Below are 12,845 nucleotides of genomic sequence, written 5' to 3'. Positions count from 1 at the left end.
AAATTTTGTAATTTTGACCCTATTAAACACTGATTTAATACTTTATTCATGGTTTCTCAAATAACAAGAGGCATAAAAATTACGGTTTTGACTAGTTTTGAAGGCACTTACTTCAAAAACTACAAAATCCACTTTGCCTTTAGTTACCATATCACAATCGAAAACCACAGTAAAGATTCAGTACAGCTAACTTCCCGCCATTGGGAGATTTTCGATTCTTTAAACAATATCGAAATTGTCGATGGTGAAGGAATCATTGGTAAAAAACCAGTTCTAAAACCTGGAGAAAATCATACTTATAGTTCAGGCTGTTTACTTTCATCTCCTTATGGCGCCATGAAAGGACATTTCAACATGATTAACTTTACCAATACAAAAACTTTCAAAGTAATCATTCCTAATTTTAGACTGTGTGCTCCTTTTGCATTGAATTAATTTAGTTTTTTATTTCGATTACCTCATCTTTTATAAGAGCATATACCTTGTCATTTTCTTCAGGAATTAGATGAAAATTGCCTGTAAATTCTCCAAAAGCGGGAAAAATTAACTGATTCGGTTTTTTAAAAAAACAAGACAAACTTAAAAATTGTTTTCCCAAACCTTTTAGTTTAATTCCGGGATGAATGTGTCCGCAAAAATTAAATAAATTTTCCTTTTCTGTTGGATGATGCGTCAGCAGAAAATCATCGATTATAATTTCTGAACGAATTTCGATATTCAAATCGGTATAATATTTTTTCGAAATAATGTCGTGATTCCCTTCTACCAAAATAAGTTGTTGGGTAATTGTTCTGGTCCAGTCTGAAAATAAATTCCATTCATTATTGATTTTACTATGAAATAAATCGCCAAGAAAAATAATAGTTTCAGCATCAAATAATTCCAAAATATTGTTTAGCCGGTTAAAATTTTCCGGAATCGCCCGCTCCGGAATCGCCATCCCGTATTTTCTGAAATGCGCAATTTTCCCCAGATGCAGATCAGAAATTAGGAGTATTTTCTTTTCTTCCCAAAAAGCAGCACCACAAGGATGTAAAACAAAATTTTGATTATTAATTATAATTCTCATATCTGATTATTTCATGTAACTGGCTGTCATTTTTTTGATTCTTTCTGCCAATGTCTCGCTGGATAATTTTTCTCTTAATCGGTCTGTAATAATCGGAAAACTAAACGGCGTTGGTTTTTTACATTGTTTCCAGACTATCGTTTGCTGATTCACTCTTTCCAAAGCCTGAATCAAACGTCCTTCTTCCAGCTGATGTTCAAATGTTTCTATGTAAGCCTGCTGGAGCAATAAATTATCAGGTTCATAATCCCTAAACACTTCAAAAAGCAATTGGGATCCACTTTGCAAATGTTTGGTTTTAACTGGTCTTCCGGGCATTCCAGTAAAAACCAATCCGGCGATTACGGTGATATCCCTGAATTTTCTTCTCGCCATTTCGGTTAAATTGAGACTCTTCTGCAAATCATGGTGTACATATTCGGTAGAAAACAAATTATTATCAAAAACCGACTGCATGTCAATTTCCTGATCAGAGAGCAACTCAAAACCATAATCGTTATAAGCCAGCGAAAAAGTAATCGGAGACAATAAACTAATTCGATACGACAAAATACTCGCTAAAGCTTCATGCACAAACCGACCTTCAAAAAGATAAAAAACAGCATGATAGCCTTCTCTGGTTTTAAAAGTTTCTATGAGAAATTCATCAGCATCCGGAACAATACTTTCTTTTCGCTGTCTTTCAAAAATAGGCTGCAAAGCTTTTAATTCCGGAGTTAGATTATCGCTGTTTGCAGCATACAATTCTTCCCGAAGCAATTCGCTCATTTGCACTGAAAGTGCCATCCTTCCACCCATCCAGCTTACTGTTCTGGATTCTTTTTTGGGATCTGCTTTTCGAACTAATACCTGCATGTTTTTTACACGAAACAATTCCAATCTTTTTCCGGCAAAGGTAAAAACATCTCCCGGTTGTAATTTTGAAGCAAACCATTCTTCAATATTTCCGATATAACCTCCGCTTAAAAACTTCACGTTTAATGAAGCATCGCCTACAATAGTTCCTATCTGCATTCGGTGATGCATCGCAATTAGTCGGCTGTTGATTTTATAACGACCATCTTCTTCTATTTCTACTTTTTTGAATTCATCATACGCCTGAAGGCTCTGACTTCCGTTAGTAATAAAATTCAGAATCCAGTTCCAGTTTTCTTTTGTAATGTTTTGATAACAGAACGTTTGCCGAACCTCTTTAAAAATTTGATCAGGAAAAAATCCATCAGAAACAGCCAATGTATTCAGATATTGTACCAAAACATCCCAACTGTTTAAATACGGAATTCTGTCTTCAACAATAGTTTTGGCAACCGCTTTTTTAAGTGCAGAAGCTTCAATCAATTCTATGGCGTGAGTTGCCAAAAAGTAAATCACACTTTCTTTTCCCGGTTGGTGACCGCTTCGTCCTGCTCGTTGTAAAAATCGTGCAACACCTTTTGGTCCGCCAACCTGAATAATGGTTTCAACAGGAGCAAAATCGACTCCTAAATCCAGACTTGACGTACAAACTACGACTTTTAATTCTTCATTTCTGATGGCATTTTCAACCCATAAACGAGTTTCCCTGCTAATGCTTCCGTGATGCATCGCCATTTCTCCGGCAAATTCCGGATATTTTTCTAATATCGCCTGAAACCACATTTCGCAGGCAGAACGAACATTGGTAAAAATTAAAGTCGTTTTGCTTTTCCTTATTATTTTAGCAACCTCATCAATCAGATGTAATCCCATATGACCACGCCAGGGATAACTGTCCATTTTTTCAGGTAGTATCGAAAGCACTTTTATTTTTTTATTGATGTGGGCTTTAATCAAAACCGAATTATTGTAAACTTCCGAATTTACACCTAACAATACCTGTTGCGCCAATTCCAGATTTCCTATTGTTGCCGATATACCCCAAATTCGCATTTTGGGAGCAACTGTTTTTAATCGGGACAAAGCCAGTTCCATCTGAACACCACGTTTTGTTCCTAATAATTCGTGCCATTCATCAACTACAATCGCAGAACAACTGGCAAAAGTCTTAGCAAATTCTTTGGATGCCAAAAGTAATTGCAGGCTTTCAGGCGTTGTAACGAGTAAATCAGGCATTTTTTTGCTTTGCTTTCCTCTTTCACTTTGCGAAGTATCTCCTGAGCGGATTCCAACCGTCATTGGCAAATCTAAATCTTCAATAATTCTGTCCGCAGCTTGCTTTATTTCAACAGAAAGTGCCCGTAAAGGCGTAATCCAGATGGCTTTCAATCCGGGCTTGTGTTTGGTTTTATAATCCGGATTTTTTTTCATGTAATCAAGAACTATCGGAAACCATAAGGCATAGGTTTTTCCGCTTCCTGTTGGTGCGTTTAATAAACCGTTTTTCCCCTGCAAAAAAGCAGTCCAGGTCTGGGTTTGGAACGGAAAAGCTTTCCAACCCTGATCATGAAACCAGTTTTCGGCAATTGCATATAGTTCGTCTCTGTTCATCAATTATGAAATCATATTTTTTAAATCTTCAATTGAATTAGCATCTTCAATTTTTTTATCGTGTCGCCATCTCAAAATTCTTGGAAATCTTGTTGCCACTCCACTTTTGTGCCTTTTCGATAATGCAATTCCTTCAAAGCCTATTTCGAAAACCAATTCCGGGGTTACACTACGCACGGGACCGAAACGTTCCAAGGTATTTTTCTTTATAAAGTCATCTACCTTTCTAAATTCTGCATCGGTTAAACCGGAATAGGCTTTTGCAAAGGTTACTAATTCTCTTTCGCCATTATCATTGGTCTGCCAAAGCGCAAAAGTATAATCAGTGAAAAGATTAGATCTTCTACCATGACCTCTCATCGCATAGGTTAAAACAGCATCAATTACCAAAGGTTCAATTTTCCATTTCCACCAGTCACCTTTTTTTCTTCCCACCTGATAAGTTGAATCGTTGCGTTTTATCATCAAACCTTCGCTTTTCATTTCGCGGGCACGCATTCTCTCAGCCGTAACATCTTCCCAGGAATGGAGTAAAACTCTTTCTGACAACTGAAAATGAGGAGTCCTATCTTTAATCGAATCATACAATTGTTCCAGTAATAATCTTCTTTCTGAATAGGGTAAACGTCGAATATCCTGACCTTCCCATTCTAAAATATCGTAGGCTTTCAAAATCACAGGCACTTTTTCAAGTAAAGATGCCGAAATAGTTTTACGTCCAATTCTGGCTTGTAAATCATTAAAAGTTCCTATTTCATTTTCTGGAAAAGCTAAAATTTCAGCATCAATTACAGTTCCGTCCGGAATAATTCCGATGAAAGATTGAAACTCGGGATATTTATCGGTAACCAGCTCCTCGCCTCTTGACCAGACGTAAATTTCGTTTTCACGAATAATGGTCTGTGAGCGAATACCATCCCATTTATGTTCAATTGACCAGTCTTCCGGATTTCCCAGACTATCGACTTCCCCTTCAATTGGATACGCCAGATAAAATGGATAAGGTTTGGATAAATAATCTGAACTTTTTTCATCCAGAATCAATTCCTGAAAAGTGATTGTATTCGGATCCCAATTTCCCATTAATTTATAAGCCAAAGCATCTTCATCAACATCTTCTGCTTTCGACAATGCTCGGGTCATTAATTTTTGGCTTACGCCGATTCGTAAACTTCCGGTAATTAATTTGGTAAAAACAAAGCGTTCATAATAATTCAGCGCTAGCCAATTCTCGTGTAAATATTCTTTTTTCTCAGCATCTGATTTCTTTTTTAAGGCAATAATTTCCTGAAGGTATTCAGTTAAACTTTTATCCGAATGTTCTTTGGTTGTTGGAATAATCAAAGCGATAGTTTCGGCTAGATCACCCACAATGTGATAACTTTCCTCAAAAAGCCAAAGTGGAATATTCGCCAATTCATTTGCCCAAATTCGCAATAAAGTCGTATTAACAGGTCTCGGTGGACGACGATGTGACAAAATCGCAATTGTCCATACTTTATCTTCCGGCGATGCATTTTTAAAATACGTCGTCAGTGCATCAACTTTTACGTTTGTTTTATTTGAACTGTCGAGTGTCTTTATGAGTTGGGCAAAATTTTTCATCTACAGTTCCTTATTTTTAGAAACATCCGGAGTTTCATTTTTTTCGAATACAACTTCTTTTTCATCTTTTTCCATTTCTGCCGCTTCGCCTTCGTATTGTGTTTTTTCGGTTCTGGCGTCGTAGCCCAATTCCCTTAAGTATTTGGAAAAAATATCCGTATAACCATGTGTACAGATTACTTTTTCTGCTCCGGTCGCTTTGATACTGTCCAAAAGTGAATACCAATCACAATGATCGCTCAAGACAAAACCTCTGTCAATGGCACGTCTTCGTCTGGCTCCGCGAAAAGCCATCCAACCACTTGCGGCTCCGGTTACAAATGGCGTCATTTTCCTGATCCAGATACTTCCATGTGCACTTGGGGGAGCAAGGACGATATTACCTAAAAGCTCTTCTTTTTTGGTTTCGCGGGTTATTAAAGTTGTTGATGGAAAATCAACCATCGGTCGTAAAACATTAGTCATATTTTCAATCGCACCATGTGTGTAAATTTTTCCAATATCGGTATCTAAATATTTTAAAAGCCGTTGTGCTTTCCCTAGAGAATATCCAAAAAGAATAGAGGTTTTTCCTTCTGCCTTATTCTCCGCCCACCAATTATTGATATCTGTGATTACTTCTGCCTGTGGTGCCCAGTTAAAAGCCGGTAATCCAAAAGTACATTCGGTAATGAAAGTGTGGCATTTTACGGTTTCATACGGCGTAGAAATCCAGTCATTTTCCGTTTTATAATCTCCTGTAAAAACCCAGACTTCGCCTTTATGTTCAACTCTTATTTGTGAACTTCCAATAATATGTCCGGCAGGATGCAGAGAAAATTTTACATTATTAATGACAAAAGTTTCTCCCCACTCTTTTCCGGTCACATTTATTTCGCCCAATCGATGACGAATAATCGGAATATTAGTATGATGCGTAATATAGTTTTGATGTCCCCAGCGAGAATGATCGGCATGACCGTGTGTGATGATGGCATTTTTTACAGGACGCCAGGGATCAAGATACACATCGGCCTGCTGGCAGTAAATTCCTTTGTCGTTAAAAGCTAAAAGCGGAATTTTCATAAACAATACTTTTACAGCAAACAAATTGCCCTCATTTCTACCAAATTTACTTCTTCCCTACTTTAATTATTTTACAATTTCGCACGATTAATTTATTAAATTACAATATTTAATATTGTGTTGTGATAGAATCAAAAACAACCTTTGTACATTTGAGTACATTACTATTTCAATAATTTAAAATACCTCAATATGCTAAAAGGATTTTTTAAAGTACCTAAAGCTATAAACGAACCCGTAAAAAATTACGCTCCTAATTCTCCGGAAAAAGAAGCCGTTTTAGCTGCATACAAAAAAATGTGGAATGAATCAGTTGATGTTCCGCTATACATTGGAAACAAAGAAATCAGGACCGGAAATACCAGAAACATTACTCCTCCTCACGATCATAAACATATAGTAGGAAGTTATCATCTGGCTGAAAAAAATCATGTCGAAGAGGCTATTGCAAATGCACTGGAATCAAGAAAAGCATGGGTAAATATGGCTTGGGAACAGCGTGCAGCTATTTTTCTAAAAGCAGCCGAGTTAATTGCCGGACCTTACAGAGCGAGAATCAATGCAGCAACTATGATTGGGCAATCTAAAAATATCCATCAGGCCGAGATTGACGCTTCCTGTGAGTTAATTGATTTTTTGCGTTTCAACGTAGAATTCATGACCCAAATTTATGCCGATCAACCTACATCTGAATCTACTATATGGAATCGGGTAGAATACCGTCCGTTGGAAGGTTTTGTTTACGCCATCACTCCTTTTAATTTTACCGCCATTGCTGCTAATCTTCCTGCGAGTGCTGCTATGATGGGAAATGTAGTAGTTTGGAAGCCAAGTGACAGCCAAGTTTTTTCGGCAAAAATTATTATCGAAATTTTCAAAGAAGCCGGACTTCCGGATGGCGTCATCAATGTAGTTTTTGGAGATGCAGCTATGATTACCAATACTATTTTGGCAAGTCGTGATTTTGCCGGATTACATTACACAGGATCGACCTTTGTATTCAAAGATCTTTGGGCAAAAATTGGGACAAACATTCATCATTATAAAACCTATCCAAGAATTGTAGGCGAAACTGGCGGAAAAGATTTCGTTATAGTACATCCATCTGCCAATGTAAAGCAAGCTGTAACCGGAATTGTACGTGGTGCATTCGAATTTCAGGGCCAAAAATGTTCGGCAGCTTCGAGAGTTTATATTCCAAAAAGTTTATGGCCTGATGTGAAAGAACAATTGACAACCGACATTCAATCGATGAAAATGGGTTCACCTGAGGATTTCAGCAATTTCATTACTGCTGTGATCCACGAAGCTTCTTTCGACAAATTAGCTTCTTATATTGAGCGTGCTAAAAAAGATGCCGATGCCGAAATTATCATTGGAGGAAATTACGACAAATCGGTTGGTTATTTTGTTGAACCTACAGTAATCCTTACGACAAATCCAAAATATGTTACTATGGAAACCGAATTATTCGGACCTATTTTAACCATTTACGTTTACGAAGATGCAAATTGGTTAGAAACTTTGGAATTGATAGACCAAACTTCAGAATATGCACTTACAGGAGCCATTTTCAGTCAGAATCGTTATGCCATTGAAGAAGCAACAATGAAACTCCAAAATGCTTCAGGAAACCTATACATCAATGATAAATGTACCGGAGCCGTTGTAGGACAACAGCCTTTTGGTGGTGCCAGAGCTTCGGGAACGAATGACAAAGCGGGTTCGGCAATGAATTTATTGCGTTGGGTTTCGCCAAGAACAATTAAAGAAGTATTTGTTTCTCCGGAAAATTACAGATACCCTTTTTTAAGAGAATAGAATCAGATTTCAGAATTGAGAAGTCAGATTTTTAGAGTATAAAAAATGCCGATTTTTTTAATTAAGTTTCGGCATTTTTTTACCTATTTAATATGAAAGCTGATTAGAATTTATTTTCCACTTCAGCTGCCTGCAGCATTAAATAATGCAAATCGGTATTTTTCACAAAAGGCTTTAAAAGTTCACTTCCGGGACCAAACATCGCCATTTCAACATAATCCGCAGAATGATCCATACTAATCCAGCCTACCGAATTTATTTTTCCCTGCATTTCTGCGAAAGCTTTATAAGGCAATTTTTTGTAATTATATAATCCATCTTCTTTATGTAATCCGTCGTAGTAACTCAATACATATTTAGCATCTTCATCAGAAACGGAATGCCCATTTGCTTTTTCAATAATTTCTTTGACCTGTGAAATTGAGGAATCTGGTTTTATCTGATTCAAAATCCACTCATTCGTTTGCGTATATTTCTGAATGCTGTCAAAATTATCATTGGCATTTTTGCCATAAATAATTCCGGGATTTGCATTTCCATGATCTGTAGTAATAATTACTAATGTTTCTTTATCTTTTTCGGCAAAATCTATCGCCACTTTTACCGCTTCATCAAATTCAATCTGATCGTTAATCAATCCTGCAATATCATTACCATGAGCAGCCCAATCCACTTTTCCACTTTCAATCTGCAACACAAAACCATTTTTATGATCTTTCATTCTGTCGATTGCTTTTTGAGACATTTCAGCAAGACTCGGAATCGTCTTTTTTAAATTATCATCACTATTTCTATCCACATAATAAGGAAGCGCATCATCTGAAAAAACACCAAAAACAGGTTTTGAATTCGATGCCAATTCCATCTCTGCTTTTGTTTTTACAACCTGATAACCTTTTGCCGTATAAGCAGCATACATATCTTTCTTGTCCTTTCTTAATTCCGGGCTGAAATAATTAGCTCCGCCTCCCATCATAATATCAAAACCTAGTTCTAAATATTGTTCAGCAATATCGTCCTGTGCATTTCTACTTTTACTATTAACACAAAAACCCGCCGGAGTTGCATGCGTTATGGGAACTGTTGTTACACAGCCCGCCATTTTTCCTGCTTTTTTGAATTTTTGCCAAATTGGTAAATGAGATTCACCACTCGGACTCACATTCAAAGCTCCATTATTTACTCTAAAACCTCCGCCCCATGAAGAACTTCCTGCAGAAGAATCGGTCACAATAGAACTTGCCGAAGCTGTATCCATCAAAGCTCTGGAAACTTTATTGTCTTTATATAATTGTAACCAATTAGAACCTTTAGCTGTTTTTCTGTTTAAATACAAATCGGTCATATTAAGCGTTCCGGTACTCATTCCGTCACTTACCAGAAATATAATATTTTTGGCTTTCTTATTTTTATTTACAGAATCTATATCTAAAATAGCAGCCGAACTCTGAAAAGGATTAATAACTGCCGCACCTAGTGTAAACAAAGAGCCACTTCTGAAAAATTTTCTTCTATCCATTATTATTTATTATTCTATCTCCAAAGATAAAAATTTGTACTGTCTATAATATTAATTTAACGTTACTACTAAAATTAGTCTAATAAAAAAGCCCCACTTTTATTAAAATGGAGCTTTCAAAACCTATCTTTAAAAATCTATTATACTGTGAATTTTAATGGCAAATGCACCACTTTCTTAGTTTCAAAAAATTCATCTTTAAAATGTTCGGCTAGATCATATTGTGTTGCTTTTGGAAAGTCTTTTAACTCTTCGGTTAAATCACCACCTTTTAAATACAGAATTCCGTTTTTCAGTTCGTGTTTGTGTTGTTTTTTGATTTTGGTTTTTATCCAGGAAACAAAATCAGGCATATTTGTTACCGCACGGCTTACAATAAAATCGAAATCACCTTTTACATTTTCGGCTCTGATTTGCTCTGCTTTTACATTTTTCAAACCTAAAGCATCAGCAACTCCCTGTACCACTTTTATTTTTTTAGCAATTACATCAATCAGATAAAAACGGGTTTCCGGAAATAAAATCGCTAACGGAATTCCTGGAAATCCACCTCCAGTTCCTACATCAAGCACATAAGTTCCGGGTTCAAACTTCATGATTTTAGCAATTCCTAAAGAATGCAGTACATGTTTTGTATATAATGAATCAATATCTTTTCGGGAAATGACATTTATTTTTTCGTTCCAGTCGTGGTATAAAGAATCCAGTTTTTGGAATTGTTCTTTTTGAGTATCGGTTAAATCTGGGAAATAGCTTAGAATCTCGTCCATCGTTTTAAATTTTTAACAAAAGTACTATTTTTAAGTTTGAAATATTTAACTCAATTTTGCCAAGTTAAAATTTATAAATAATTATCTTTGAACGCTATTTTGAATAATTATGAATACGACCGCACCTACATTTGCTAAGCAAGACAAACTAAAGTTCTTTAGAACGCTTAACTCGCGGGTAAACAACTATTTCAAAGAAAATAATATTTCAAAAGCAGGTAACTGGAAACTCCATTTAAAAGCGGTTATTCTTTTCACCGTTTTCTTAGTTCCTTATTTTTTAATTCTTACGCTTGATATGCCTTTTTGGGCACACCTGCTTTTAACCATTGTTATGGGAATAGGCATGGCGGGATTAGGAATGAATGTAATGCACGATGGTAATCACGGTTCTTATTCGAATAAAACCTGGGTCAACAAAATAATGGGTGGGACTATTTATGTTCTTGCCGGAAATGTATATAACTGGCAGGTGCAACATAATGTTTTACACCATACTTACACTAACATTCCGGGACATGACGAAGATTTAGAAGCCGGTAGAATTATCCGTTTTACTAAAAGTGCACCTTGGTATCGTTTTCATCGTTTTCAACATTATTATTCTGTTTTTCTATACGGTTTATTAACTTTTAATTGGGCAATTACAACTGATTTTAAGCAAATGAAAAACTATATCAAAAGAAAATTATCGTATGGTGAACCTAAAAGTCCTAAAATTTTATGGACTACTTTAATTATTACTAAGATAATTTACGTTGCTATCTGGATTGTAATGCCAATTTTAATTGGAATTGTGTGGTGGAAAGTTTTAGTGGGATTCTTTGTCATGCATTATACAGCAGGACTAATTTTGAGTATTGTATTCCAATTAGCTCATGTGGTTGATGAAGTAGAAAATCCTACTCCAAATGAATTAGGCGAAATGGAAAACACCTGGGCGATTCACCAATTGTTTACCACTACTAATTTTGCTCCAAAAAACAAAATCGTAAACTGGTACACCGGAGGTTTAAATCATCAGATTGAACATCATATTTTCCCGAATATCAGTCATATCCATTATGGAAAAATTGCAAAAATTGTTCGTGAAACGGCACAGGAATGTAACCTGCCGTATTACGAATACAAAACCATGAGAAGTGCTGTGATTGCGCATTTCAGACATTTAAAAGAATTAGGAACGAAACCAGAAATGGCTTAAAAATAAAATAAACAGACACTTTTTGTGTTTTCAATAATAATTAATTAAAACAAATAATTAACCTCCCTTGGTTCAAAAAAAGGATTTTAGGGCAATCAACACTTTATTAATGAGTAATCCACTTTCAGACAGAATTAACAATCTTGCTACATCACAAACATTAGCAATGGCAGCTTTGGCTAGAGAATTAAAAGCGCAAGGTAAAGACATTATCAGTTTAAGTTTAGGAGAACCTGACTTTAACACGCCGGATTTCATCAAAGAAGCCGCTAAAAAAGCGATTGACGAAAACTACAGCACATATTCTCCGGTTGACGGATATGCTGAATTGAAAGATGCTATCTGCAGAAAATTCAAAAGAGATAACGGTTTAGATTACAAACCATCTCAAATTGTAGTTTCTACAGGAGCTAAACAATCTTTATACAACATTGCACAGGTAATGTTAAACGATGGTGACGAAGTAATCTTACCAGCACCTTACTGGGTTTCTTACTTCGAAATCGTAAAATTATCAGGCGGAGTTCCTGTAGAAGTCCCAACTTCTGTAGAAACTGATTTCAAAATCACACCAGAACAATTAGAAGCTGCTATCACACCTAAAACTAAAATGATGTGGTTTTCTTCTCCTTGTAATCCTTCAGGATCTGTTTACAGCCGTGAAGAATTAACTGCACTTGGTAAAGTTTTAGAAAAATATCCAAACATATACATCGTTGCTGACGAAATCTATGAGCATATCAATTTCTCAGGAACTTTTTGCAGTATCGCTTCTATCCCGGGATTATTCGACAGAACAATCACTGTAAACGGAGTTGCTAAAGCTTTTGCTATGACAGGATACAGAATTGGATACATTGGAGCACCGGAATTTATTGCTAAGGCTTGTACTAAAATTCAAGGACAGGTAACTTCAGGAGCTAACTCTATCGCTCAACGTGCTACTATTACTGCTGTAGATGCTGATCCATCTGTATTAAACCACATGGTTAAGGCTTTCCACAGCCGTAGAGATTTAGTTGTTGGATTATTAAAAGAAATCCCAGGAATCAAAATCAACGTTCCGGAAGGAGCTTTCTATGTATTCCCAGACGTTTCTTCTTTCTTCGGAAAAACATTAAAAGGAACTGAAATTAAAGATGCAAACGACGTATCGATGTATCTTTTGGCTGAAGCCAATGTTGCTACAGTAACTGGTGATGCTTTTGGTAACCCTAACTGTATTCGTTTTTCTTATGCAACTAGCGACGAATTGTTGAAAGAAGCATTAAAAAGAATTAAAGATGCTTTGGCAGGATAGTCAAAATGTTTTCATTTATATAAAGC

10 protein-coding genes are annotated in these 12,845 nt (G+C 36.1%); 4 read left to right on the top strand and 6 right to left on the bottom strand.

Going from position 1 to position 12,845, the window contains the following annotated elements; genetic code table 11:
* Positions 1-48 precede the first annotated feature (48 nt).
* Positions 49-435 carry a Co2+/Mg2+ efflux protein ApaG gene (apaG, locus tag FEM21_RS11985; protein ID WP_035660641.1) on the top strand — a complete coding sequence of 129 codons (387 nt, stop codon included), beginning with the start codon at positions 49-51 and terminating at the stop codon, positions 433-435.
* Position 436: 1 nt separating this feature from the next.
* On the opposite strand, the gene pdeM is transcribed toward apaG, so the two are convergent.
* From pdeM to FEM21_RS11965, 4 genes are read right to left on the bottom strand one after another with little or no spacing between them, the layout of a single operon-like run.
* Complete coding sequence (gene pdeM, locus FEM21_RS11980) at positions 437-1,069, bottom strand: ligase-associated DNA damage response endonuclease PdeM (protein ID WP_035660640.1); 633 nt, start codon at positions 1,067-1,069, stop codon at positions 437-439.
* 6 nt (positions 1,070-1,075) lie between these two features.
* On the bottom strand, positions 1,076-3,535 hold the full coding sequence (locus FEM21_RS11975) for a ligase-associated DNA damage response DEXH box helicase (protein ID WP_035660639.1): 2,460 nt from the start codon (positions 3,533-3,535) through the stop codon (positions 1,076-1,078).
* Between the two features lie 3 nt (positions 3,536-3,538).
* Positions 3,539-5,140 carry an ATP-dependent DNA ligase gene (locus FEM21_RS11970; RefSeq protein ID WP_035660638.1) on the bottom strand — a complete coding sequence of 534 codons (1,602 nt, stop codon included), beginning with the start codon at positions 5,138-5,140 and terminating at the stop codon, positions 3,539-3,541.
* The gene (locus tag FEM21_RS11965; protein WP_035660637.1) at positions 5,141-6,205 is read right to left on the bottom strand and encodes a ligase-associated DNA damage response exonuclease; all 1,065 of its coding nucleotides are present in this window, start codon (positions 6,203-6,205) and stop codon (positions 5,141-5,143) included.
* Positions 6,206-6,397: 192 nt separating this feature from the next.
* Between FEM21_RS11965 and pruA the strand changes: the two genes are divergently transcribed.
* Positions 6,398-8,026 (top strand): L-glutamate gamma-semialdehyde dehydrogenase, encoded by a 1,629-nt coding sequence (gene pruA / locus FEM21_RS11960; protein WP_035660636.1) that lies wholly within the window; start codon positions 6,398-6,400, stop codon positions 8,024-8,026.
* Positions 8,027-8,129: 103 nt separating this feature from the next.
* Here the strand turns inward: pruA and FEM21_RS11955 are convergent, their stop codons facing one another.
* Both FEM21_RS11955 and rsmG read right to left on the bottom strand, forming a co-directional pair.
* Positions 8,130-9,545: an alkaline phosphatase gene (locus FEM21_RS11955; protein WP_035660635.1), complete on the bottom strand. Its 1,416-nt coding sequence runs from the start codon at positions 9,543-9,545 to the stop codon at positions 8,130-8,132.
* Positions 9,546-9,685: 140 nt separating this feature from the next.
* Positions 9,686-10,315 carry a 16S rRNA (guanine(527)-N(7))-methyltransferase RsmG gene (rsmG, locus tag FEM21_RS11950; protein WP_035660634.1) on the bottom strand — a complete coding sequence of 210 codons (630 nt, stop codon included), beginning with the start codon at positions 10,313-10,315 and terminating at the stop codon, positions 9,686-9,688.
* A gap of 109 nt (positions 10,316-10,424) precedes the next feature.
* Here rsmG and FEM21_RS11945 point away from each other — a divergent pair, with 109 nt between their 5' ends.
* Together FEM21_RS11945 and FEM21_RS11940 are read left to right on the top strand one after the other, a co-directional pair.
* On the top strand, positions 10,425-11,519 hold the full coding sequence (locus FEM21_RS11945; RefSeq protein ID WP_035660633.1) for a fatty acid desaturase family protein: 1,095 nt from the start codon (positions 10,425-10,427) through the stop codon (positions 11,517-11,519).
* Between the two features lie 109 nt (positions 11,520-11,628).
* Entirely contained in the window at positions 11,629-12,819 is a 1,191-nt protein-coding gene (locus FEM21_RS11940) for a pyridoxal phosphate-dependent aminotransferase (protein WP_035660695.1), read from the top strand.
* Positions 12,820-12,845 lie beyond the last annotated feature (26 nt).

The organism is Flavobacterium seoulense, from assembly GCF_000695795.1.
Lineage (GTDB): Bacteria > Bacteroidota > Bacteroidia > Flavobacteriales > Flavobacteriaceae > Flavobacterium > Flavobacterium seoulense.
This window is presented reverse-complemented; position numbering and strand designations above follow the sequence as displayed.